Origin of the sequence: Ekhidna sp. (genome assembly GCF_040220215.1) — a bacterium.
GTDB lineage: Bacteria > Bacteroidota > Bacteroidia > Cytophagales > Cyclobacteriaceae > Ekhidna.
Map to the genome: position 1 here is coordinate 1 of NZ_JAVJTR010000008.1, position 25,232 is coordinate 25,232.

Genomic DNA, 25,232 nt, shown 5'->3' on the forward strand with positions numbered 1-25,232 from the left:
GACGAATGATAACAACGGGTTATTCAGCACTCAGCCAGCGATCGATGCGAGTGGCAATTTGACTTACACTCCTGCGGCCGACGCGAATGGGATAGCGAATGTCGATGTGGTATTGAGTGACGATGGGGGCACGGCCAATGGCGGAGACGACACCTATGCGACGCAGAGTTTCACGATCACGGTAACGGCAGTGAACGATGCACCGAGCTTCACGAAGGGCGCAGATGAAGACATCAACGAAGATGCGGGTGCACAGAGTGTGACAGGCTGGGCGACTGCTTTGAGTCCGGGTCCGGCGGATGAGAGTGGCCAGAACCTGAGCTTCAATGTGAGCAATGACAATAATGCGCTGTTCTTGGTACAGCCGACGATCAATGCGAGTGGGGACTTAAGCTACACACCAGCAGCGGATGCGTTTGGTACAGCAACCGTAACAGTGAGCATCAGTGATGATGGAGGCACGGCGAACAGCGGGGTAGACACCAGCGCAGACCAGACGTTCACGATCACGGTGAATGAAGTTGTGGATGATGGAACACCTGTGATTACTGGTCAAAATACAATTCCTTTAATCAATGAAGACCATCCATTTGATATTCTTTTAACTGACTTGACGGTGAGTGATCCGGACAATGATTTCCCTACCGATCATACGTTGCTACTTATTTCGGGAGATAATTATCTGATTACCGCTGGGAGCATCCAACCAGATGAAAATTACAATGGACAATTAAAGGTTTTAGTTAAGGTGTCCGATGGGGTTAACGATTCTGATCCATTCGAATATCTTGTAGATATTCTGCCGGTCAATGATAAACCGATTTTGGTAGCAGATGTGCTCACAGTCCAATTCGGAAATTCAATGGAGGGAAATCTTTTAGCTAATGATAGTGATATTGAAAATGATGGGTTGATGTTAACAGATATTAGTCCACTGATAGAAGGGTTGAGCTTTAGTGCTGATGGAAGTTTTATTTATAATGGTGATACCGAAATTGGAACAATTGAAATGGATTATGTCGTTTGCGATACTGGTAATCCCTCAGAATGTGCACAATCTACTTTTACATTGACCATAGAAGGTGGTGATTTTGATGGTGATGGCATCCCGGATGCATTTGAAATTCAATTTGATGATACCGATGAAGATGGTGTGCCTGAATATAAAGATTTAGATTCGGATAATGACCGAATCGATGATGCTATCGAAGCAGGTCCAGATCCTACCAATCCAATAGATACCGACCAGGATGGAACACCTGATTTTATTGATACTGATAGTGACAATGATGGAAAACTAGATAGTGAGGAAGGATTGGAAGATTGTGATAGAGACGGCATCTTGAACTATATCGATAGAGACGATCCTTGTAGAATGAAAATAGCAGATGCTTTTTCACCTAATGGAGATGGGAAAAATGATGAGTGGCTTATTCAGGGAATTGAAAGTTATCCTAATAACAATGTGACTATATTCAATCGGTGGGGAACAAAAATATTTGAGATAGATGGCTATGATAATAACAGCAAAGTTTGGCGTGGTGAGATTAATACGAATTTTGGGTCAGATAAAAACGCTCCATACTCTACCTACTATTTTATTATAGATTTAAAAGATGGCTCTAAGCCCATAGCTGGAAACATCTTAATAAGTAGATAATGGCCCGACTCATATTTGTTGCGATAGCTTTACTTACCATGGGACAGTCTATGGGCCAGCAGCAATACGTTATTTCACAGTATATGTTCAATGGATTGGTTTTAAATCCTGCATATGCTGGTACCCATGAATCGTGGAGTTTTACTCTCATGACCAGGGATCAATGGCGGGGAATTCCGGGGGCACCATCTACGCAGACGTTTACTGCGCATGGAGCAATCACTCGAAGCAATGAATCTTCCGTTGGGTTGATTATATCAAATGATACTTACGGCGCAATCGCTCTCAATAATCTATATGGTGTTTATGCGTATCGAATGAGTTTTGATCGAGGTAGACATCATCTTTCGATGGGACTACAAGGTGGCGCTTCACTTTTCAACGTGGACCTTTCACAGGACGATTTGATTGATCCGGACGATCCGGTGTTAAACAATGATTTTAGTTCAATTATGGCCAATTTTGGAACAGGTATTTTTTACAATGGCCCAAAAGCATATGCAGGCGTTTCCGTTCCATTTTTATTGAATAATCGACTTAACCAAAGTGAGGATGATTTAAGCAGGCAGGTTCGTCATTATTATTTAACTGGCGGAGCTATTTTACCACTTAGTCACGATGTAAAATATAAGCCAAGTTTCTTAATCAGATACGCAGATGGTATTTCTGATATTGACCTTACTACAAGCTTTCTTTTTAAAGATGTAATTTGGTTGGGAGTTACCTACCGGGTAAAAAATTCGATAGATTTTATACTCGAAATCCAGTTTACAGACAATCTGCGGTTTGGGTATTCCTATGGGTTGGTAACATCTGAATTAGGTCAATCTACTTCAGGTTCTCATGAAATAGTACTTAACTATCGGATTAAGAAACAACATCCAAGGGTTAATCATCCAAGAAGATTTAGATGAAGCTAGTTCATTATATATCGTTCATTGCAGTTTTAAGCATGATGGCACATGGCCAATCGATCAAGATATTGCATAATCTGGATCCACTTGAGCAGAGAGGCAATAGATCATACAAAAATGGTGCGTATGAAGAAGCAGCCATTTTTTATGAAAGGGCCTTCAAAAGGGATACATCTAAATTATCAGTTGCTTTAAAAATTGCTGAAAGCTACTATCATATTGATCAGTATGAATCTGCAGAAAAATGGTTCCGGATCGGATTGCAGGATAATGAAGATCGAACCTCACAAAACATGCTTGACTTTGCTCAGGTATTGATGGCCAATCAGAAATATGAGGAGGCGGAGCAGTGGCTCGAGCAATATAAATCCAGTGAAGGATCTCACCTAATCGCATCTAAAAAGCTATCATCCATAGAAAACCTTCATAAACATTTTAAGGATTCATCTTCTATTGAAATTGAACCCTTAAGTATCAATACCCAATATGCAGAATTCAGTCCGTTTTATTATGATTTTGGTATAGTGTACCTGTCAGACCACCACAGCAATGACGTAACAAATGTGATGGGTTGGAGTGCTGAAGAGTATACTACAGTTTTTTATACTGAAGAACTTGAAAGCGGACGAATGAGGGATCCGGTGGTCTTTCATCGTGGGTTAAATTCAGAATACCATGAAGGCCCACTTGTATTTTACGATGGAAACAAGATCATTTTTACACGTGCCGGTATTCCCAATAAAAATAATGCTGAGAGTCACTTGGAGCTTTATTATGCTGAATATGATTCGAGAAAAGATCAATGGGTAAATATGAAGCCTTTACCGTTCAATGATCCAAATTACTCGGTAGGTCAGCCGGCTATTTCAAAAGATGGCAAAACGCTCGTTTTTTCATCCAATATGCCGGTTGGTTATGGAGGTACAGATCTTTATGTATCAAAGCTTCGGGACGGTCAATGGAGCGAACCTGAAAATCTAGGAGAGTTTATCAATTCTGCCGGGGATGATATGTTCCCTTATTTAATCAATGAGAATGAGTTAATTTTCTCATCGGACGGACATGGTGGATTGGGAGACCTGGATCTTTTTAGAGCCCCGCTAAATGCATCCAGCCACGATGAGGTGAAAAATCTTGGCTATCCATTTAATTCTTCATATGCTGATTTCGGATTCATCTCCGATTCCCTTGGAAGAACCGGATTCTTTACTTCCAATCGAAAGAATGGAGGATTTGACGATGATATATATCGCTTTACAGCCAAGTGGTCACGCGTGCAATGTATTGTAAATACTGTTTCGGGGGAAGTTTTAAGCAATTCAAATGTTAATTTTATTGTAGGCGGGGTGGTCAGAGATTCTCGTTTTACGAATGAAGGTGGAATGACAGATTTTTTGGCGCTACCAGGTGAAGAAATTAAACTGGAAGTGAGCAAGGAAGGATATGTTTCACAAAGTGATGTAATCACTTCAAATGAATTATTTGCTGGAATGGCATTGACTTTAAATATAACACTTGAAAAAAAACCTAAAATAAAAGAGGAAAGAGTGGATCCGGATGAGGAATTGCAGGAGTTGTATAATCGAAGAAAGGCTATGGTACAGGTAAATGGACGTATCTACGAATACAGAGAGGTAGGGAATAATCGATTCATCGTAAATGCGGACGAAAGGATTTTACTTTCCGATACGCCTCCCGATGATGGACAAACGGTTGAAGAACGTGCTAAACAGGCTGTAGAAGAAAAGGGTCTGGATATGCAGGAAATGTATACGCTCAGGAGCATTTATTTTGATCTGGATTCCAATGACTTATCCGAGTCAGGCAAAACTGAACTGGACAAAGTGGTAAAGATCATGACAGTGGATCAAAAGATTGCCTTTTCAATTAACTCCTATACAGATAGCAGGGGCAGTATGAAATACAATGATGAGCTGGCGTTTAGGCGATCGCAAAAGATTGCGAGATATCTCATTGAAAATGACATTCCTGGTAGTAGATTGATATTGGATAGCTACGGCGAACAAGGGATATTGAATCATTGCGATGATATGACCGAATGCGACGAACGATTCCATGCAGTAAACCGGAGATCAGAGTTAGAATTGGTAATGCGAAAACTTTACACCAATGATGAACAAGCGAATTAACATTTTCTGGATGTGTTGGGCGCTGTGCGTCCCTTCCTTTAGTCAGGAACCAGGCTGTGAAGATGCTAAAGCAAGGTTCCTGGATTTTAACGGAAAGTGTATCAGCAAAATCGCTTCGAATAATTGTGTAAACCTTGACATATCAGATTCATACGACTTTGAAGGAAAGGAATTTACGTTTAAGTGGGACATGGGTGATGGCACCATTCTCGAAGGGTTAAATATCAATCATTGCTATAATAGCCCCGGTCTTTATGTAGCCAAACTAAGTTTAGAGGATCCGATCACCAAGGCTGTCATTCAAGAAGAAGCTGAAATTGATGTGGTAATCAAAGGTTCCTTTGAGTTGATAATGAACCCGCTGGTAGATGTCAGAACTAATATTGAAGAGCATTCATCTTTTACTCTGGACTATCCGGACTCAGCGTATCAGATCAAACACACGTATTGGGATTTTGGTGATGGGAGTTTTGCATGTGAGACAAGCCCTGATCACGTATATACTCGCGCCGGGGTTTACTACCGGTCAATGTTGGTGAAACTTGAATCAGAAATAGACAAAGTAGAACTCTGTGCTAGAGATAGCGTCACGGTGAAGATAGCGAATCCAACTGCAGGTCTGCTGACTGATGCGCTTAATCAAAGGATGATGGATTCTCGATTTCTGGAAGATAAGTCAACCTATTTTTTATTAAGAAAAAATGGAGATGCTTATTTCGAAGTGGAAGGTCTGGACGAGTTAACCGGTGGTGGCGACTATCGAATCATCGCCTACCGTGGAAATCTCATGTATGACTCCAGAGATGTAAATGTACCCGAGGGATCTGATTTGAAAGTCACCCAAACCATCATTAGTGATCAAACGGAACAGCTTGCTTCTGGCGAGCCCTTCAAGCTAAGCGCAATTTTTTTTGAATTGGATCAAAACGAACTCTCAAGAAAAATTGAGAAATCTTTGAAAGAAAACATTGAGTTCCTACTTCAGTCGCCAATGATGGATGTTGAGATTGGTGTGTATACCACATCAGGGGGTTCATATGCTAAAGGAGTTGCTTTGTCAATTAGGCGTGCTGAGCTAATTAAGCAGTACATGGTGGAAGAAGGAGTGGCCCAGGAAAGAATCAAAGTAAAAAATCCAAAAACATCCAGGTCATTGATCAATTCCTGCCTCACAGGATCAAATTGTGATTATGTTGATGAAACTCTCAACAGAAGAGCTGATTTTAAGTTAATAATGAGGAGGTAATATGAGAGCTGTAAAAACAATTTTGACCATCTTTTTAGTATTAATATCTTTTGTTATTAAGGCTCAGCGCATTCCCAATGAGATTGAAAATATTGATTATTTGGTGACGTTTGGAGGAGACGCACCATTATCATGGGGTGATGATGATCACATCCAGATCTTCTTCTTTTTAATCCCTCATACGTTTACCGAGCCGATTTATTTGAGAGTTTTTGATCCGGATATTGGCGGAGAGATAGATGAAATCAAAGGAGACTGGAATTCTGTACATCGTATTTCCATTTTTGGTGGAAATGGAGCCCACTCTCATAAAGATGCACGAAAAGTGGAACCAGTTGGCGAATTCAAGAGTGGCAACTTACTTGCGTCTAAGATTTTCAAAGACAATCCTGAATTTGACGGGGAGTGGTTCACTTTCGGTCCTTTCAACCCCATTGAAGGAGAGTTAGATCCGGATATTCCCAATGGAAGAATATTCAAAGTGATTATGGAAGGGCTACAAGGCGATGACGGAAACCTGTATCAATATTACCTCAGCTCCAATCCGGATGTAAATGAAGAAGTGGAGGGGTCGAACGCCTTTACTTATGAGTATTCATTTCGGTTGCCTGTTGCAAGCGGTGAGATCAGCCATATTTACCCATTCATTGATAGAAATGTGGTATCCATCACACAGCACAACTTTGACTTTGATTATGATGGTGAAATAGTGATCTACTCAACATCTAAGAATCGACACAAAGTAAAAAAGTCTGCTGATCTGAAATGGGCAAGCTCGATGCATGAGATCACACCCGAAGAGCAGAACTCCACCATTGAAATTCAGATCATCAAGCAAGGAAAACCAAATAATAACATGGTTTTTTACATTCGTAACCAGTATGAGGAGGCTGTACGCTTTTTCAGTATTCCCATTGGAGGGCCGCCGAGATACAAGTATGTTGTGAACCTGAAATATTATCAGAAAGATGATAACTAAAATCATAGCGTCTTTCATCGGGTTATGCTCGTGTCTTATGCTGTCGGCATCATTGCATCAGTATGACATCAGGCATTTTAATCCTGAAACTGGTTTAAATGGGACGTACGTTTATACAACCATTCAAGGCCCATACGGATACAAATGGGTGGGCACAGATTATGGTCTTACCCGTTTCGATGGGCTCGATTTTGAGCTGATGGATAGCAACGATTCCACAAAGAAAAATTTTTCAACAGCTGCTTTTAGCGATCAAAAAGAAATCTATTTTGGCTATTTCAACGGACGTATTAAGCAATTCAATGGAGTGGATTTTCATCTGCTTTATGAACCTGAAAGTCATGAGAGCCCTATCGTTGGCATTGTTAAAATGGGTGAGTACCTCATAGCATTAACCCAGAATGATGGACTACTAAGTATCGGGACAGATTCTGTATGGCGCATTCAACCACCTGAATTGAAAAACCAAAAAGCCAACTTCATTTATGTTCATGAAGAACTCATACTGGTTGGCACCAATGAAGGGTTGTTGGTCTTTACGTTTGAGGATGACTCCATTCAATTTATCCACAGTGTCTCGGAGCTCAATTTCATGGCTATTCAGGCACTGGAAAGAAGTAAAGAGGGCGAGCGTTCATTTTGGGTCGGAACAGATTATGGAATGTACCATCTCAACTTAGCCGCGAACGGAAGAAAGGGCGAGGTTTTCAAAGCCGACTATTTACAAAAAGAATCAATTACCGCAATTAGGGAAACCGCGAATCTGGATCTTTGGATTGGTACTAAATACAACGGGCTGATCAAAGTTGACTTCAACAGGAATAATTTAAAATCAAGACAGTTTACCTTCTTCAATAAGAAAAATGGTTTTCCGGGTGACCTTGTTTCTACGCTTTATCGGGATGCGGATGAAAGTTTGTGGGTAGGAACCATTGGTGATGGGCTAATCCAGGTGAGAAAGAAGGGGCTTCTGTTCTACAATTTTGAATCTTTCAGAGCTCGATCAGTAAATGGTATTTCTGGAAACTCCAAACACGAATTCTTTTTTGCTACAGATGTAGGTTTAGTAAAAGGCTATTACAAAGGAGAACTTGACAGCCTCAATTTTGAACTGATTTCACACGAGAGCAAAGGAGAAAATATCACTGCGGTGTTTGTTGATGATGAGGATAGAATCTATTTCTGTGCAGAGGATCAGGGACTCTACGTAGCTGATGTAGACCTGAATAATTTTCGTAAGATCAAATTTGATTATGGAACCGGAAAACTAAAGATTCGACAAATCATCAAAGATCCAAAAGGAAATCTTTGGCTTTCGCTACACCAGAAGGGCGTCTACGTTCTTGATTCTTTAGATAATGTGATTGAGCAACTTTCTACCAGAACAGGGTTCTATCACAACGAAATATACCATATCCACTTCGATCAAGAAGGTAATACATGGTTTGCTGCTCATGGTGCTGGTCTTGCTATCCGAAAACCCGATAGCTCAATAATTTTTATGACCAAAGAAGGACTTTTTCCAGCGCATGATATCAATGATATTTCAGAAGACGAATATGGAAACATATGGGTAGGCACCCATGGTAATGGTATTTATGAATATACTGGTGAAGCTTTTATCCGATTTTCAACCCAGGAAGGTTTACTAAATAATTATTGCTTTTCAGTGGTCAGTGATAAAAGCAACCATGTCTGGGCGACTCACAGGACCGGGTTAAGCAGGGTGGATGAGTTTACTGAAGCGGTTTCTACCATTCAGAAAAAAGATGGTTTGAAGGTGGCTGAATTTATCCATAACTCCATCTACCGCGACATGGATCATAACATCTGGATTGGAAATAGAAATGGGGTCACTTTTTTGAGCACACCCGATGAAGTGTTTGAATCCCAGCAAATCACGCCCATCATTTCCGATATTAAAGTCAATTACTCCACGGTGGATTTGTATCAATTTTCACGAGACTCGAAGGTAAATGGTAAAGTGCCTGAAAATATGGTGCTTCCATATAATAATAACAATCTGACGTTTGAGTTTATCGCAATAAATCTCAGAAATCCGGAATCCAACCTCTATCAATTTTGGCTGGAAGGACAGGGCATAGGCTGGTCAAAAGTCACAGATGATAATCACGTTACCTTCACAAATCTGGCACCTGGGGATTATACCTTTTATGTCAGGCAATCAGATAATCCCAATCACTGGGGAGAGAATATTACAAGTATAAGTTTTAGGATTCGTCCGCCCTGGTGGAATACATGGTGGGCAATTTTGCTTTTTTTACTGTCTGGTTTTGGGCTGGTTTACGGATTCATAAAATGGCGAACGGATCGACTAAACATAAGGCTGAAAGAGAAACAAAGATTGATCTCGATAACGGAAAGTCAAAACAAACGATTAAAGGATTTTTCATTCATTACTTCACATAATACTCGATCCTCTGTTTCCAATATCCGCGGACTTATTACTGCACTGGAATCAGATCCTGGAAATCAGGATTTCATAAAAATGCTTAAAAATTCATCTGATCGGTTAAATGGAACAATCAGGCATATCAACGAACTTCTGAACTTTGAGAATGATAGGGAAAGCCTCAATAAAATTTCATGTAATGTAAAAGAATCAATTGATCGTGTATTGGAAACGAATGAAGAAGAAATCCGAAAACATGGCGTAAAAGTTATAACAGATATCCCATCAGACCTTTCAGTAAATGGAGTGCCAACCTACTTTGAAAGCGCACTGAATAACCTGATTTCGAATGCGCTGAAGTTTGGTATAACGGAAGACTCCAAAGAGATAACTTTATCGGCAGAAAGTCTTGATGATGAAGTAATGGTAAAGATTCAGGATCATGGGATTGGAATTGATTTAAATCGTTTTGGAAATAAATTATTTAGCCTCGGGTCTCGATTTCACCCAGAAAGATCAGAAGGAGATGGGTTGGGTATGTTTATTTCCAAAAACCAAATAGAAGGAATGGGGGGTAAGGTTGAAATCGCCAGTAGGGAAGGAGAAGGCACGACCATCTACATTTATCTAAAGAAGCCCAACCATGTGAGCCAGTCGAGTTTGACTTAAAATTTTAAAAGAAAATTCTACAAAACCGAAAGGAGTGACATAGGGCTGTCACTCCTTTTTTTCTTTTTGTCACAAGTAAATGATTAGGGTGTCGCAATTGACCTCTTATTGTGGCGGTTTTGCACCTTAAAAATCACGAAATTGTACTTCAACTTTGAGATATGGAAAATGAAAATGTAATGCCTGAAGCCCCTGCTCCAAAAAAATCCATTTGGAGAGCGCTGAATGATGCCATCCGTGGAACGGATGCTGACTACACAAAAATCGATTTAAAAAAGGCAATCTTTTTATTGGCAGTCCCGATGATTCTTGAGCTGGTCATGGAATCCACCTTTGCTGTAGTAGATATCTATTTTGTTGGGAAGCTTGGCTCATCTGCCGTGGCTACTGTTGGGCTGACGGAAACATATTTGTTTCTGCTTTACTCTATCGCTATGGGTTTAGCAATGGCAGTCACTGCTATCATTGCCAGAAGGATAGGAGAGAAGAAAAAAGAAGAAGCTGGTATATCAGCTGTGCAGGCCATCTTTTTGTCCATCCTCATCTCACTTCCATTTGCGATTGCAGGCATTTTCTTTTCAAAAGAGCTACTCGCACTTATGGGTGCTGATCAGTGGGCCATTGAGAATGGCTATCGCTACACCCAATGGATGTTGGGTGCAAATGGCATCATCATCCTGCTATTTGTAATCAATGCGATCTTCAGAGGTGCAGGCGATGCTGCAATCGCCATGCGCGTACTTTGGATTGCAAATGGTTTTAACATCATCCTCGACCCGATGTTCATATTCGGATGGGGCCCGGTTCCGGCGATGGGTATAGAAGGAGCAGCCATCGCGACAACCACCGGAAGGGGAATTGCGGTAGCGATTCAGTTTTGGACACTGTTCAAAGGGGGCAAACACATTCGGGTTGTTCTTTCACAGATATATTGGGATGCCAAAGCGATTTTAAACATCATCAAGACTTCACTGGGAGGAATAGGTCAAATGATCGTTGCGATGACCTCCTGGATCTTCCTGATGAGAATACTGGCTGATGTTGGAAGCGAGGCAGTTGCTGGATCTACCATCGCTCTACGCGTTATGCTATTCACACTCATGCCGGCCTGGGGTCTTTCAAATGCAGCAGCTACACTCGTGGGACAAAATTTAGGGGCAGGAGATCCCGATCGTGCAGAGTCAGCAGTATGGAAGATTGGATTTTACAATATGATCTTCTTGGTAGGCGTGTCTTTTGTTTACTTCTTCTTCAATGAAGCACTGATGAGCATCTTTACAGACGATCAACGAGTGATCGCCATAGGTGGAGAGTGGTTGCGTATACTGTCTTACGCTTACTTTGTGTATGGCTGGTGGATGGTTTCTGTGCAGGCATTCAATGGTTCAGGGGATACTCAAACCCCAACGAAAATCAACCTGGTCTTTTTCTGGTTGATCCAGATTCCGCTGGCTTATTTGCTTGCGCTGGAATTGAATTGGGCACATTCCGGTGTGTTCTGGGCTGTCTTTTTCTCCGAAACAGCTGTAGGGTTATTTACACTTTGGTTATTCAAACGCGGAAGCTGGAAAACGGTAGAAGTCTGATTTATGTTAATCACCGAATACAATAAGATGCGATCAGAGACAGATCAACAAATCTGCGAACAATTGATGATGGTGATAAATACGCACTTACCTGAAGCGGAAAGTAAAATCTGGCACGGACATCCGGTTTGGTTTTTGGAAGAAAATCCCATTGTAGGTTATAGAAAATTGAAGGATTGCATCCGATTGATGTTCTGGAGTGGCGCTGATTTCGATGAGCCTGATTTAATAACGGGAACCGGAAAATTCAAGGATGCGTCCATTCGCTACACTTTTACAGATCAAATCAATTCGAATGATTTGAAAAGATGGCTTGAAAAGTCAAAAACGATCCAGTGGGATTACAGAAATATCGTTAAGAAAAAAGGCCGATTGGATCGGCTATTTGTATAAAGATTAGTAAGATGGTTACAAATCAACAATTCAGGGACTTAGCCTTATCCTTTCCGGGAACGGAGGAAAACCCTCACTTTGATCGGCAAGCTTTTAAAGTGACGAAGAAACGAAACTTTGCTACCATCCACGAAGCATCGCAGACTGCCAACTTGAAATTACCTCTGGTTGAACAGTCGGTTTTTTGTGATTTTGGAGATGGAGTTTATAAAGTTCCAAACAAATGGGGTTTGCAAGGCTGGACCACATTCGAGCTCAAAAAGGTACCTGAAGAGTTGATCTGGGTTGCATTGGAAACTGCGTAAATTGATGTGTTAAAACCGAAGAAATAAGGAGAGTACACATCCGTTGCTTCAGGAAGTTTTAATTTTAAGAAACCAATAGCTCCATTCTATGACCAAACACCGAATCTATACTATGAGCTTTGCAGGGGTGTATCCTCACTACATCACCAAGGCTGAGAAAAAGGGACGAACCAAAGAAGATGTGGATCACATCATTGAATGGCTGACAGGTTATGATCAGAAAGGATTAGAAGCTGTATTAGAAAACAAAACCAACTTTGAAGATTTCTTCATTCAAGCTCCAAAAATGAATCCCAATCGAAAATTAATCAAGGGGGTAGTGTGCGGTATCCGTGTGGAGGAAATAGAAGAGCCACTGATGCAGGAGATTCGCTATTTAGACAAGCTAATCGATGAACTGGCCAGGGGAAAGAAAATGGAGAGTATTTTAAGGAAGGAGTAGTATGTACATCATTGATTTAAACTATATCGTTCCGTTGGAAGAACTTGATGCTCACATGACTGAGCATGTGAAATATCTTCATCGGTACTACAAGCAAAATAAGTTTGTAGCATCCGGTCGAAAAGTCCCACGAACAGGAGGGATCATATTGGCTCTCGCTGACTCACAGGAAGAGGTGGAGCAGATTATTTCAGAAGACCCTTTTTTTATCCATAAGCTGGCGGAATTTACCATAACTGAATTCCTCACCTCGCAAATGCATCCCCAACTAAAGCCTTTTCTGGGGAAAAAATAAGGTCAGAAACTTAGGTCTGCTTTTTTTTAATACTAAAGCAACCAATCGGTGATGGGCTGCATCATGATGGAAACAAAAATTACCTAATCCATGCACACACTTCAAGAACAAAAGAATGCCGTAAAATGGTTGAGAATATTATATCCCCTATGGGCAGTTCTGGGGATGTTCAGTCTCTTGTACGTTCCATCCCAACTGATCGTTTTGGCTGATCCGGAGCTGACTGCTTCCAACATCACCTCGAATGAAATGCTTTTTCGGCTGGGCATTGCCGGAAGCTTGATCACCCAATTATTTTGCGTAGCAGCAGTATGGTTCTTATACAAGCTATTTTATGAATCATATAAGGACGCCACCATTCTCATGGCCATTTTCGCTTTCCTGGGGATTCCGATAGCTATGCTTAGTACCGCCAATCAATTATTGGTGCTCGATATGCTTAATAATCCGGAACAGGTAATTCTTTTGCTAAAGCAAGACACAAGAGGCACCATCATCGCTACGATTTTCTGGGGTTTATGGCTGCTACCTCAAGGTTATATGATCATTCGCTCACCCTTATTTCCACGCGTAATTGGTTGGTTTATGATCCTTGCCGGAGTAGGATATACCATATCGGCATTCGCCTACTTTCTGGGCATCAAAGGAATATTGATCGACCTGCTGGATTACCTCACGTTTGGTGAAGTGATCTGGATGCTGTGGGTACTCATCATGGGTGCAAAGTGGAAAGCTATCCGGAATGAATCCTCAAATAAAGACGCTTAAGACTAGCTAAACCTCATATTACAAAAGTAATCTTCACACTAGACTCAAAATCTCTTAAGTTAGTTATACAAAAGTGTAGATAATTGATTATGTTTACTTTTGTATAACAAAAGAAATAACTTATGAGTAAGGGTGAACACCTTGGAGAACTGGAAGAGCTCATTCTAATGATTACCGGATCATTGATAGACAATGCCTACGCTGTTTCGGTAATGGACGAGTTGAAAGCTTCTACCGGGAGAAGCATAAATGTTAGTGCGGTTCATGCAGTAATGAAACGACTTGAAACAAAGGGATTCCTCCGGTCACATGTAGGCGGGGCTACCAATGAAAGAGGAGGCAGGAGTAAGCGTATGTATGTCATTACAGCTGAAGGAAAGAAAGCCCTGCAGGACTCAATGGATATCAGAGTTGATCTGTATAAAAAAATTCCAGGCTTTAGCCTAAACTACTCAGGATCATGAAAAATCAACCACCTAAATGGATCAGTCGATTCCTGAAATGGTACTGCGATCCGAATCTGTTGGACGAAATTCAGGGAGATGCGCTGGAACTATATAACCGTAGGCTTGGCGAACGTAGTAAGCGGTACGCAGACCTACTCTTTATTCGGGACGTGCTGGGCTATTTCCGTTGGACCAATATTAAAAAAACCACCAAAATCATGAATCCACTCAAAAACCTCATCTTGTTTCAAAGCTTTATGAAGATAGGGTTTAGAAACATTGTAAAACACTATATAATAAATTCCATTAGCATCATAGGACTTGCTTTGTCACTAGGGATTGGCATTACCGCGCTGATTTTTTATGATGTGCAGGTAAACATGGATGAGTTCCATGTCAAGGGTGATCGCATTTATCAAATAACCCAATTAACCGAAGGTTCTGAGATTGAAGGTAAAACACCTGTAGTGCTAGGTCCAACTATTCATGATGACAATCCTGCTGTGCAGCACTTCACCAGAATAGAGAGACGTGGCGCTTATGTAAAGCAACGAAATAATACTTTTGAGGAGCAAATCGCCTTTGTTGATCCTGCTTTTTTACAAGTTTTTGATTTCCCAATGATAGCCGGGAATAAACATTCTCTATCCAAAAAGCATTCAGTCGTCATCAGCTATGAAATGGCTAAAAAGTACTTTGCCAATGAAGACCCTATTGGTAAAGAGTTGCAATTAATGTTTACTAATGACTATGAAGCCAGTTTTGTGGTGACAGGTGTAATGGATAAATATGCTGACTATGCGAGCTTTTACTTTGATTTTTATATTCCTTTTGCCAACCTTTTTGACTTTCAACAAAATGAAAATCAATGGCAGGCAACAACAGATGCTACATTCATCCTGACAAAACCAGGAATATCTCCCGGCGCGATAACCGAAGGACTCCAAAGGTATCTTGAACCGGTCAATGCCGCCTTAGCAAGCAAGCCGGTAGTTGGTTTTAAACTCTATCCGCTGTTTGACCTCTCCGAAAAATGCCATGAAATAGCGGGTTCTGTTTCGTTTACTGCGCCCGCCTTCACGCGTATTTCACTTGCAATTATTGCATTGATGTTGATGGCACTGGCCGTTTTCAATTTTATTAACATCTCCATTGCCGCTTACTCCAGACGACTAAGGGAAATAGCTGTTAGAAAAGTTATTGGAAGCAACCGTAGGCAAATCGTACTTCAGTTTTTTACAGAGAATTTGTTGTTATGCCTCTTCAGTTTTCTGCTGGGAATATATCTAAGCATGGCGATATTTACTCCGGGGCTTAATTATTTGATTCCGCTTCGAATACCGTCATCTTTTAGCTCTGCATCCTTTATGCTTATTTCATTAAGTAGCTTGTTTGCAGGGATCGTGGCTATAGCAGGTATATACCCGTCACTGTATATCTCTCGTTTTTCATCCAGCCATATTCTAAAAGGCATTGCAAAGTTTAAGCGAAACAGTGTGTTTTCACGCTTGATGCTGGCTATTCAATTTGTTTTGGCTTTTATCACAATCGTGGGATGTTTTGTTTTTACCTCACACTCTTTAGCACTTTATGAGAAAGAATGGGGATATGATGCGAAGGATTTGTTGATGATACGAACCGTAAGTTTTGCACAAATGGAATTGATGCGAAACGAATTACTTGATGATTCAAAAGTAAATTCCATTGCAGTTTCAATGCATAGTCATGTTGGCGTGCATAATACGACCATCAACTATCAATACGACCACAAAACGTATGAATCGGTAGGCTACTATGTCGATGAGAATTACCTGTCAGTTTTAGGATTGAATCTCAAATCCGGTCGCTGGTTCGATGGAACTGGACGCGATTATGAAAAATCTGTTGTAGTGAATGAGGCAATGGTACATAGCATGAATTGGGAAGACCCGATTGGTGAAAAGATTGACCATCAGGGAACACTTCGTGAAGTGATTGGTGTAGTAAGCGATTTTCACTACCGTAGTTTTCACAGCACTATTCGGCCCGTTCTTTTTTTCGGGTTAGATGAGGATACTCCATCCAGTCTGTACTATTTGAGTATAAAATCCAAACCGGGAGCTATACACGATCTGAAGCTAAGCAGTCAATTGCTATGGGATGATGTAGTCCCGGGTGAACCGTTTGTTCATATGCTTCAGGAAGAGGCATTTGCGTCTTTTTATGAGGAAACAGAGGCTTCTACACTCATATTGATCGTGCTCAGCACAATAGCCATCATTCTTGCGTGCCTGGGTTTGTTCGGTCTGTTTTCTTTTTCGATTCAGCGAAGACTCAAAGAATTCAGTATTCGAAAAGTGCTGGGAGCGACACCTCTTTCTATTGTAACACACGTGAGCAAAACCTATTTAGTCATAATTATCATTGCTCTTGTAATTGGCGCACCTGTTGGGTACCTGATGATCGATAAATTACTATCGATTATGTACCCTGAACAGATGGCTACAGGATTTTCTCCGTTCTTTTTAGCTTTTATCATGACATTAGGAACCATAGGGCTGACCATTACCGGGCAGATCATACGAGCTGTAAAAGTGAATCCTACTGAAAACTTGAGGGGGGAATGATCTCTTTTTAAAGCAATTCGTTTCTCAAGTGACTATGCGCCCAAACAACGGATTTTAGAGCATGAAACTCACTGAAATAACCGTACTATTCCTTCAGACTACTATGAATTCCTAATGATCTTTACGACTCTGACTTTAAGGATTTAAGTAAATCATCCAGTCGCTCTAACGTGGAGGTCAGGCCTTCTTTCATACCCATATTGATGACAGCTTCCAGATCAGCGAGTGATTGATACGTAACGGTTGTTTCTACAAGGGCGTTTTCACCTTTATCCAAAAAGTGGACATGCCATTCTGCCCTGGGAAGGTCAGTGTTTATGTTTCCTTCACCATCACTGAATGCATCAAGTGTTTCATAAAAATCAATTGGCTGAATTTTAGTGTACTCGGTCCATCCCCAATATTCCTGACCCTCAGGATCAATCATTGCGTAATGCCAGTGCCCACCTTCACTGAAGTCCATGGACTTGGTTTTAGTATTGAAAGGCTTTGGCGCAAACCATTGATCGAGGAGTTCGCTCTTCGTGTAGCAGTCCCAAACAAGTTTACGATCTGCAGCGAATTCTCTTTTTACGGTGATTGTGTTTTTCTCCTTGTCCACAAGGAAGTCGAACTGTAGTGTGTTTTTCATCATTGTTTGTTTTTCATTTCAGTTAATAATGTATCAAGTTGGCTAAACCGGTTCTCCCAGATCTTTCGGAACTGCTCCAGCCAGTGGTCGATTTCTTTCATCTTATCATGGTTGATGTGATAGTGGATTTCCCGTCCGTTTTTTTCCTGTTTGAGCAATTCGCACTCACTCAGAATTTTAATATGGTTTGATACCGCCTGGCGGGTGGTATCAAAATGTTCCGCAATGGCATTAGGGGTCAGCGCTTGCGCTGCAATCAATACCAGTATTGCCCTTCTGGTCGGGTCAGCTATCGCATGAAATGGATCTCGTCTCATAATTATATGCAAGTGATCGTTTGCTAATATATACGCAAGCAATCGTTTGCGCAAATAATTTTTCTAAAAAGTGAGATTAGGCCTAATAAACAGTTTCAAGAGAGGTTAACGGTTAAGACTTTGAATTAATTAGCTACCTTGGATCGTAATGGGGGAGCTTCTCGACAAACAGCACAGGTTTTATCTTCAGCATGAGCAATCATTGGTGGAGAAATACAAAGGACAATTCATTGTGATTCACAATGAGAAGGTTGTTGATTCCTTTGGTTCTGAGCGGGATGCGTACATTTTCAGTGTGAAGCAATTCCCAATGGGAACATTTTTGATACGAGAGGTTCGTTCCAAAAATTCATCCGATTAATCCGCACATGCTAAGGATTTCAAATTCCATAACGATCGACAAACCACTGTCAGAAGTCTTTGCCTTCGTCAGCGATCAGCGCAACAATCCAAAATGGAATTATTATGTCATGCGTGTTGAAAAAATCAACGAAATAGATGGGCTTGGTGCTGAATATCTTCAAACCAGGAAAAGCGATAAGCAAAAATTTGGAGTTGTTGTATTTAAAGATAATGAACGTTTGGTCATTCAGTCACTTCCAGGTCAAAGATTGTCTGTTCGCCGAAATTTAGTTTTTGAAGGAGATGAAAAGCGAACGACTATTCACGATCAAATCAATTTCAAAGTGCCACTACCAAAATTCCTTTCCTTACTGATCCTTAAAGGACCTATAAAAGGAGTTAAGCAGAATCTGGAAAAGCTTAAAACACTTTTGGAAACCGGGAATGTGGTGTTGCAGGATGGAAGAGAGTTCAATTTAAAAAACACCCTCAACTAACTAGTTAAGAGTGTTTTTTTTGAACAAATCCTGCTTAAAAATATTGAACAGAGTATTTGCTGATCACGTGTAAGCGGTTCCATGATCCCACAACTCCTGTAATTGAAAAGGTACCCTCCGGAAGTACATCCTGGCTAAAATCAACATGACTATATGTTGCGACAAGGCCCTTGCGAGGATTTACCCCATCAGAGATATAATTAGAACCATCCCACTTTCTCACACCGTCTGCCTCACTAAAGTGAACTCCGTTGATCTTTACCAGCTGACCGGAATATGTTCCGGCTATCAGGTCGTCAATCGAAATCTCACGAGGCTGCACATGTACATTTGTGGCTAATGTGGTTCCGATCCGATCTTCCACTCCAATCAGTGCCTTTTGATCATTAACCATTTCACCTGTTGAATTTTTCAGATTTAAACGAACCTTTGTGCCTCTGGTCAGCATATTTGGAGCAATAAAAATCAACATGATGCCACCAGTCTCGTCCTGGATATAGATGCTTTTTTCATTTGCAACATTGTTGGTGCTGGTAACCACTCCTTCAATGAAGTAGTCGGTCGGAAGAAACCAATTTCCTTCATGAGCTTCAAAATAGTCTCTGAGTTCCTGGATAGAATGAAGTGAAGCAACAGCGTCTTCCTCATCGTCAATCAATGTCAGCCGAGTGTCAAACTGTTCGCCCTGATCCAGACCGGAAGTCCAGCTGCTAATAGTAAAGATAAATTCTACATCATCATTTAACGAGGAATTGTTAATAGGATAGAAAGTAAAGCTTTTGCTCACCTGACCGGCTTCAAAATAGATCGGAATCATTCCGTCCACCATTTCCGGGGTGGTGTAGAAGTGAACGCCATATTCAAAATTGGTTGGGATACCCACCGCTAACTCTACCAATTCCTGAACTGCAGAAGCATGAGATAGCATCAATGCCACCTCAACACCGTTTACATTGTCCTCGTTAATAGAACTACTTACCTGTACAAAGGTGACAGCCGCTACAATGTTTTCACCTTGATCATCATCATCGTCGGCAATGTTTACTGCAAGTTGCTTATGATGTCCCAATTCAAATCCCTCAGAAGGATTGGCAAGCTCTAATGAAACAGTCTTGTTGCCTGTATTTACATCATCATTGACAGGGAGCAATAGAAACTGGACATCCTCATCGCCTTCTTCAAAGTTCAATATAAGGATCCCATCTTCTAATTCTGGTAGCACTATGTAGTGCTCAGGGTTGGTGGCAGTACCACCAAAAGATACTTCCACTTGTCCGTCTGCTAGAGCAGCTTGATCAAATGAAATAGTCACAACTAGGGCTTCATCAGCCTCATCAAGAGAAAGCGTATTGCTTTCAAACGCCACCACGGTTTTACCTGGGGCTGCTACACGATCGTCATTGGAACATCCAAGAGCCAACAACGCAATTATTAATATTGATATTTTTGATTTCATAGCTCATCAGTGATAAACTGAGAGCGGCTTAGCAAAGCGAATGCCAGATTGAAAAAATCCTAGAAATTCAAAATTTAAATGATGCTATTTCCATCATTTTGTCCATTTACGGACGATGAGAGCTGTCCTGTGATCATTTTCGTTCATGGGAGGTTGTAATCATTACCCAATTTGAAAGGGAGATCAACGATATCTTCCAAACAAAAACTCCCGTTCCTTGAAAGTAGCTTTCCTGAAATCAAAGTGAAGCATTTTTCCCTCATACGGAAAAGTGATTCGATGATAGTTCTTTACTTCTGCGATCCTTCTGAACAGTAACTTGCCGGAATAGCTTTCACCCGGATATATTACTTCCCTGTCAAATAATTCTGTTGGCAAGTATCTCAGTTCCGTATTTGCGACCTCTTTGGTTTGTAGTGCCGCATCAGTTAAAATATCAGTAGCAAGCAAAGTGGTTGCGGTTGCAATTTCACGTCTGGCAGATTTTTTCGAGTCTTCCTCGGTCCAGTGCTCCTTCCGATTATCCTGATGATCTTTTACAGCATCGTAAGTAGTAATGGCAGCACCTACTAAAAAGAGGAATACAGCAGCTGCTTCGCTATCTTTTCTCTTCTTTTCAAAAAACCTTTTCACTTTGCCTGGGGTCATCGCGATCGTAATTTCCTGAAAAGTTTTGGCTTCCTCTTCCCGATAAGAAAGATGGTGCGCGTACTTCCGGATTTTTTCCAGGTCTATGAAAATAGGCTGATCACTATGGTTCTGTACCTCCATCCCAAAAACATAATGATCACTCTTAACCTCTAGGTTCACAAGTGATACCGAGATGGAATCAACCTCGACATATGCCTCATCATTATTCTGCTCGATAGAGAAATCATGAGGCACAAGGAGCTTGGGCAAACAGCTAACAAATACAAATGGAATTAAAGCTATGGTGAGTCTCATGATTGAGTAAAAACAATTATGAGGCCAAAGTAAGTTTTCATCCCAGTCTTGAATGTCATGCCGGACCTGCCTTTTGCCGGCAGGCAGGCTTGATCCGGCATCTTCCACAGTTATTTCTAACTTCCCTTTTTAGTAGTTCTACGATTCGAGGGTGAGGGTTACCTTAGCATTCTGATATTTTGTATGAAACATTTTAGCGCCATTCTTTTAGTTCTTGTTGCACTCAATTCGTATAGTCAAGAAACTATTGATTATGAACTTATTGAAATTACTTGTCTCAATTTGGTTGATAATCAAAAGGATGAATATGTAATTAATTCAAGGAAAGAGTACTTTGATCAGATGAAGGGATTACGCTCGAAAAATAAGGAGTGCAGGAACCAAGGGTTCTCTTCAATAGACTTCAATACGCATACTCTTTTAGGCTTTATTGTTAAAACTGGAGGTTGCAGTGAGCCTGAGTATAACTTGAAGATCACGTCTAATAGATCAGAATATAATGTCAAATGCGAAGTGAGCAATACTGGAGCCTGTAGAAGGGGTTGGACAAAGGCTTTTTGGGTTACTGTAGAAAAATTGGATACTAAAAAGCCTGTTGAGTTTGAGTTTATCACTGGTGGTTGATTCCAAAACCCAAAAGGATAGACACACCAATCAGATTCCCATGACTCGGACAATTTTTAAAAATTGTCCTCCCAAGGGAATAGGGTATGAGTCGGTATTCCCTTGCGAGTGAGGTACGAGCGAGACTTGGGAATCTGATGCACTTCAGACTTTATCAGGCATCTTCCTCAGTTATTTCTAATCCCCCCTTTGAAGGGGGTGAGAGGGTTGTTATATTAGCTAGCAAGCCAAACAAACCTAAAGCATGAAATACTTAAGACAATTTGAGGATAAACCTGAAAACCTTTTTGGGAAACTATTCTGGAACATGTTTTTCTTTCTTGCTTTTTGGATGGTACCGTTAAGTTTGCTTATCCTGTTTGGAGTTATTCCTTTTAATTTTAACGATCAGCCATATTATGGAATTGGTGGATTTCTAATGGCGCTTTCATTTATCCCTATGATGGCTTTAGGATTTGCAGCTATTTTCTGGCTGTACTATTCAATAGGTAATTACTTCCTCAGGCTTTTTAATAGGATATTCTAACAAAACAAATCATTGGAGTTATGTATGGGTTAATTTCTGACGGCATGGGTGGTTTCAAATTTGGGCCGCATCAAATGACCAAGATTAAAAAGGAACTAGAGCGTGATAGCTTGGGGAAATATATATGGCAGAGTGAATTTAATGAAAGTAAAATCAAGTTAATCGCTTTACACAGGCCTGAGGACTTTCATTTTACGATGGAGGTTTCAAATAATGAAACAATAATATTGTCATGGAAAGGGCTCAATGGAAATTCAGATAGTTCTCAGCAAGATTTTAGACATTGCCAAAACATGTTACGAGCCTGGCTTCAGGGTATCAAAAAAATTATAGATAGAAGTGAAAGTGCATTAAATGAAGCGAGAGTCAATAGGGAGATTTTAGAGAACTCTACGCAATCCAATGATGTACAACTAGACGAAATCAAACCTAATCCTTCGGATTACAAAAAAATTCACTGGACTTCAATCTTTTTCACGCTTCTCAGGTGGATACTTAGGAAATGGAAATGGGTTTTATTCATCCTAGGCTTAATTATGGTAGGTTTTTTTCTAAGAACCATTAAAATTCAATTTGATTATCGTGAAATTAATATGTCTTGGGATGAGCGAGCCTTCTGGTTGGTTTCAATTGCTATTGCAGTTCCTGTTGGTTTTTTCTTCGGAAGGCTGTGGGCTAAGATTAATAAGTAACCCAATCTAGTCCTCCTTTTCAATTAGCATCTCAATCTAGTCCTCGTTTGTAACGAGGATTCCTAAACCTAATTTAATTACCCCTGACAAATCTTCCCCACCACCTCCCACATTCTTCAGTCCTCCCCACCATCTCCCACCAAATCTCTCAAATTCCAATTTTCAAGTTCCAAATCACAAAATTTATTCAAAAAAGTAGTCTAACCGCCTCGTTTTCATAACTCACTCATTCACAGAACATTCATTTAAAGCCTAAAATCATCGATTTAATGCACAAATGGGCATTTTGTGATATTTTGTGTATGAAAGTGGGGGAGAGTGGGGGAAAATAGGAAAAGTTGATTACATTTGTCTCGGTGGTTTATATTTTTCAAGGCTCAGTATGACGTTTTTTACAAGCGAATATGAGTGTAAGTTGGATACTAAAGGAAGGTTGGTCTTGCCTGCAAAGATCAAGGTCAACCTTCCGGAGGTCTCCACTGCAGAACTGATAATTCGGAAGGGATTCGAGCCGAACCTAATCCTCTACCCAATGGTGGAGTATAAAAAGATACACCACAAGATCTCATCATTGAGTGAATTCGATCCGGAACAACGGAAGTTGAAACGGACATTTTTCAGGAGCATCGCGCAGGTGGAGCTGGATAATGCAAACCGCATCCTGATCCCGAAACAGATGCTCGCTCATGCGCAGATAGACAAGGAGGCACTCCTCATCGGCACGGGCAACTATATAGAAATGTGGAACCCTGAAGTATTTGATAAGCACATGATCAGTGACGATAGCGAATACTCAGAGCTGGCACAGAAGTTTCTTGACGAATAATGCATTTGAATGATATGGAAAACGCTAAGGGATCATTCGAAAGTTGCAAACAGGAACTTTGGGCCGACAAAAAAGGCGGTCTATGACCGCATATCACAACCCGGTCATGCTGCAAGAATGCCTGGACGGGCTGGACATAAAACCAGATGGAGTATACGTGGATGTGACCTTCGGAGGTGGCGGACACAGCAAAGCGATACTCGACAAGTTGACAACCGGACACCTCATTGCTTTTGATCAGGACAAAGACGCTGAGCAAAATGCACTACCGCTGGCGAAAGAAGCTGGCAAACGTTCTTTTACATTTATTGAGTCAAACTTCAGATACCTGAAAAAGTACCTCAGACTACACGGCATCACAGAAGTGGATGGCATCCTGGCCGATTTGGGAGTTAGCTCCCATCAGTTTGATGAGCCAGAGCGCGGATTCACCATTAGGGCAGAAGGTGAGCTGGATATGCGCATGGATCAGGCCGCTGCTAAAAGCGCCAGGGAAGTAGTAAACGAGTACGAAGAAAAGGATCTGATACATATTTTGAGTGCATACGGTGAAATCAGAAATGCGCGAACCCTCGCTAGAGAGATTGTGAGTTTCCGAATGAACCAACCCATAGAGACCAACGAGCAGCTGAAAGCAATTGCGATGAAGAACGCTCCAAAAGGTCGGGATCTCAAATACCTCGCACAGGTCTTTCAGGCCATACGCATTGAGGTAAATGATGAAATGGACGCACTCAGGGAGTTTTTGGTGCAGGCTGGCGAAGTGCTAAAGGCAGAAGGCAGGCTGGTGGTGATGAGTTATCATTCACTGGAAGACAGACCGGTCAAAAACTTCATCAATAAAGGAAACATTAAAGGGGTCGATGAAAAAGACTTTTATGGGAATCCAATCAGGGTGTTAGACCCGGTGAACCGAAAGCCCATCATCCCCACAGCGGCAGAAATTAAAGAAAACAGCAGAGCGAGAAGCGCTAAGCTGCGTATTGGCAAGAAAAGAAGTGTGAAGTAGGATGCTAGAAGATGGAAGTGATTCCAGCTTCAAACTCCCAGCTTCAAACTTCAAACTTTTAAGAAATGAAGAACACCTACAAATTACCCCAAAGAGAAGAGCGAGGAGGCTTATTCCGTCTCATCAATCGCTTTCTACGCATGGACAGCTCCATGAGCGAGGTGATACACGTGCGTTTTCTTCCCCAAATTCTATTTCTGGCATTCTTATGTCTGCTGTACATCGGCAACCGCCATTACGCGGAAAAGAAGGTTCGTGATATCAACCATCTCGAAAACGAGGTGGAGGATTTACGAGCAGATTATACTACCCTGAAAGCGGATTTCATGTATGAGAGCAAGCAATCGGAGGTGGCAAAACGAGCGGCAGAGCTCGGGTTAAAAGAGAGTAAAGAGTTACCCGTATTGATCAGGGAAGTTGAAACAAAGTGATTACAGGTAACAAAATAACATTTTTTGAAATTGACCAACGGTCAGTCCACAGTCTATCAGTCGA

Annotated in this window: 26 protein-coding genes; 22 read left to right on the forward strand and 4 right to left on the reverse strand. The window is 41.1% G+C overall.

All coding sequences use genetic code 11. From position 1 onward, the window contains the following. The 14 genes from RIC88_RS01165 to RIC88_RS01230 form a co-directional block, all read left to right on the forward strand. On the forward strand, positions 1-1,660 hold a 1,660-nt coding region (locus RIC88_RS01165), incomplete at its 5' end, for a T9SS type B sorting domain-containing protein (protein WP_350215590.1). Beyond that, entirely contained in the window at positions 1,660-2,574 is a 915-nt protein-coding gene (locus tag RIC88_RS01170) for a PorP/SprF family type IX secretion system membrane protein (RefSeq protein WP_350215591.1), read from the forward strand. The genes RIC88_RS01165 and RIC88_RS01170, both read left to right, overlap by 1 nt. Beyond that, positions 2,571-4,724 (forward strand): OmpA family protein, encoded by a 2,154-nt coding sequence (locus RIC88_RS01175; protein ID WP_350215592.1) that lies wholly within the window; start codon positions 2,571-2,573, stop codon positions 4,722-4,724. The genes RIC88_RS01170 and RIC88_RS01175 overlap by 4 nt, the downstream gene beginning before the upstream one ends. After that, positions 4,705-5,970 carry a PKD domain-containing protein gene (locus tag RIC88_RS01180; RefSeq protein ID WP_350215593.1) on the forward strand — a complete coding sequence of 422 codons (1,266 nt, stop codon included), beginning with the start codon at positions 4,705-4,707 and terminating at the stop codon, positions 5,968-5,970. The genes RIC88_RS01175 and RIC88_RS01180 overlap by 20 nt, the downstream gene beginning before the upstream one ends. 1 nt (position 5,971) lies before the next feature. Then, positions 5,972-6,949, forward strand: a complete 978-nt coding sequence (locus tag RIC88_RS01185; protein ID WP_350215594.1) for a hypothetical protein — start codon at positions 5,972-5,974, stop codon at positions 6,947-6,949. Beyond that, positions 6,939-10,031, forward strand: a complete 3,093-nt coding sequence (locus RIC88_RS01190; protein WP_350215595.1) for a ligand-binding sensor domain-containing protein — start codon at positions 6,939-6,941, stop codon at positions 10,029-10,031. The genes RIC88_RS01185 and RIC88_RS01190 overlap by 11 nt, the downstream gene beginning before the upstream one ends. Before the next feature lie 161 nt (positions 10,032-10,192). Beyond that, on the forward strand, positions 10,193-11,617 hold the full coding sequence (locus RIC88_RS01195; RefSeq protein WP_350215596.1) for an MATE family efflux transporter: 1,425 nt from the start codon (positions 10,193-10,195) through the stop codon (positions 11,615-11,617). A 3-nt stretch (positions 11,618-11,620) separates the two neighbouring features. Continuing rightward, positions 11,621-12,010 (forward strand): DUF1801 domain-containing protein, encoded by a 390-nt coding sequence (locus RIC88_RS01200; protein WP_350215597.1) that lies wholly within the window; start codon positions 11,621-11,623, stop codon positions 12,008-12,010. Positions 12,011-12,021: 11 nt separating this feature from the next. Continuing rightward, positions 12,022-12,315: an MmcQ/YjbR family DNA-binding protein gene (locus RIC88_RS01205; protein ID WP_350215598.1), complete on the forward strand. Its 294-nt coding sequence runs from the start codon at positions 12,022-12,024 to the stop codon at positions 12,313-12,315. An 88-nt stretch (positions 12,316-12,403) separates the two neighbouring features. Next, on the forward strand, positions 12,404-12,757 hold the full coding sequence (locus tag RIC88_RS01210) for a DUF2200 domain-containing protein (RefSeq protein WP_350215599.1): 354 nt from the start codon (positions 12,404-12,406) through the stop codon (positions 12,755-12,757). A 1-nt stretch (position 12,758) separates the two neighbouring features. Next, on the forward strand, positions 12,759-13,052 hold the full coding sequence (locus RIC88_RS01215) for a YciI family protein (RefSeq protein WP_350215600.1): 294 nt from the start codon (positions 12,759-12,761) through the stop codon (positions 13,050-13,052). Between the two features lie 90 nt (positions 13,053-13,142). Further along, complete coding sequence (locus RIC88_RS01220) at positions 13,143-13,820, forward strand: DUF4386 domain-containing protein (protein WP_350215601.1); 678 nt, start codon at positions 13,143-13,145, stop codon at positions 13,818-13,820. Positions 13,821-13,942: 122 nt separating this feature from the next. Further along, positions 13,943-14,284 (forward strand): PadR family transcriptional regulator, encoded by a 342-nt coding sequence (locus RIC88_RS01225; protein WP_350215602.1) that lies wholly within the window; start codon positions 13,943-13,945, stop codon positions 14,282-14,284. Next, entirely contained in the window at positions 14,281-16,872 is a 2,592-nt protein-coding gene (locus RIC88_RS01230) for an ABC transporter permease (protein WP_350215603.1), read from the forward strand. The genes RIC88_RS01225 and RIC88_RS01230 overlap by 4 nt, the downstream gene beginning before the upstream one ends. Positions 16,873-16,993: 121 nt before the next feature. Here RIC88_RS01230 and RIC88_RS01235 read toward each other — a convergent pair whose 3' ends face one another. Further along, the gene (locus RIC88_RS01235; RefSeq protein ID WP_350215604.1) at positions 16,994-17,503 is read right to left on the reverse strand and encodes an SRPBCC family protein; all 510 of its coding nucleotides are present in this window, start codon (positions 17,501-17,503) and stop codon (positions 16,994-16,996) included. Further along, positions 17,503-17,820, reverse strand: coding sequence for an ArsR/SmtB family transcription factor (locus tag RIC88_RS01240; RefSeq protein WP_350215605.1), 318 nt, complete (start codon positions 17,818-17,820; stop codon positions 17,503-17,505). Before RIC88_RS01240 ends, RIC88_RS01235 begins: the two co-directional genes overlap by 1 nt. Before the next feature lie 148 nt (positions 17,821-17,968). On the opposite strand from RIC88_RS01240, the gene RIC88_RS01245 reads away from it, so the two are divergent. Then, entirely contained in the window at positions 17,969-18,181 is a 213-nt protein-coding gene (locus RIC88_RS01245) for a hypothetical protein (protein ID WP_350215606.1), read from the forward strand. A 7-nt stretch (positions 18,182-18,188) separates the two neighbouring features. After that, entirely contained in the window at positions 18,189-18,659 is a 471-nt protein-coding gene (locus RIC88_RS01250; protein ID WP_350215607.1) for an SRPBCC family protein, read from the forward strand. A gap of 34 nt (positions 18,660-18,693) precedes the next feature. Here RIC88_RS01250 and RIC88_RS01255 read toward each other — a convergent pair whose 3' ends face one another. Together RIC88_RS01255 and RIC88_RS01260 are read right to left on the reverse strand one after the other, a co-directional pair. Further along, a complete protein-coding gene (locus RIC88_RS01255) occupies positions 18,694-20,115 on the reverse strand; it encodes a DUF5689 domain-containing protein (protein WP_350215608.1) in 1,422 nt (473 codons plus the stop codon). Between the two features lie 183 nt (positions 20,116-20,298). After that, positions 20,299-21,060, reverse strand: coding sequence for a hypothetical protein (locus RIC88_RS01260; RefSeq protein ID WP_350215609.1), 762 nt, complete (start codon positions 21,058-21,060; stop codon positions 20,299-20,301). 183 nt (positions 21,061-21,243) lie between these two features. Here RIC88_RS01260 and RIC88_RS01265 point away from each other — a divergent pair, with 183 nt between their 5' ends. The 6 genes from RIC88_RS01265 to RIC88_RS01290 all read left to right on the forward strand — a co-directional run bounded on the left by RIC88_RS01265 (position 21,244) and on the right by RIC88_RS01290 (position 25,168). After that, a complete protein-coding gene (locus tag RIC88_RS01265) occupies positions 21,244-21,684 on the forward strand; it encodes a hypothetical protein (RefSeq protein WP_350215610.1) in 441 nt (146 codons plus the stop codon). Between the two features lie 244 nt (positions 21,685-21,928). Then, the gene (locus RIC88_RS01270; RefSeq protein ID WP_350215611.1) at positions 21,929-22,210 is read left to right on the forward strand and encodes a hypothetical protein; all 282 of its coding nucleotides are present in this window, start codon (positions 21,929-21,931) and stop codon (positions 22,208-22,210) included. A gap of 20 nt (positions 22,211-22,230) precedes the next feature. Continuing rightward, positions 22,231-22,902: a hypothetical protein gene (locus RIC88_RS01275; RefSeq protein ID WP_350215612.1), complete on the forward strand. Its 672-nt coding sequence runs from the start codon at positions 22,231-22,233 to the stop codon at positions 22,900-22,902. Between the two features lie 382 nt (positions 22,903-23,284). Then, positions 23,285-23,728, forward strand: coding sequence for a division/cell wall cluster transcriptional repressor MraZ (gene mraZ, locus RIC88_RS01280; protein WP_089358058.1), 444 nt, complete (start codon positions 23,285-23,287; stop codon positions 23,726-23,728). An 82-nt stretch (positions 23,729-23,810) separates the two neighbouring features. Beyond that, positions 23,811-24,737: a 16S rRNA (cytosine(1402)-N(4))-methyltransferase RsmH gene (gene rsmH, locus RIC88_RS01285; protein WP_350215613.1), complete on the forward strand. Its 927-nt coding sequence runs from the start codon at positions 23,811-23,813 to the stop codon at positions 24,735-24,737. Between the two features lie 65 nt (positions 24,738-24,802). Beyond that, positions 24,803-25,168, forward strand: a complete 366-nt coding sequence (locus RIC88_RS01290) for an FtsL-like putative cell division protein (RefSeq protein ID WP_350215614.1) — start codon at positions 24,803-24,805, stop codon at positions 25,166-25,168. Positions 25,169-25,232 lie beyond the last annotated feature (64 nt).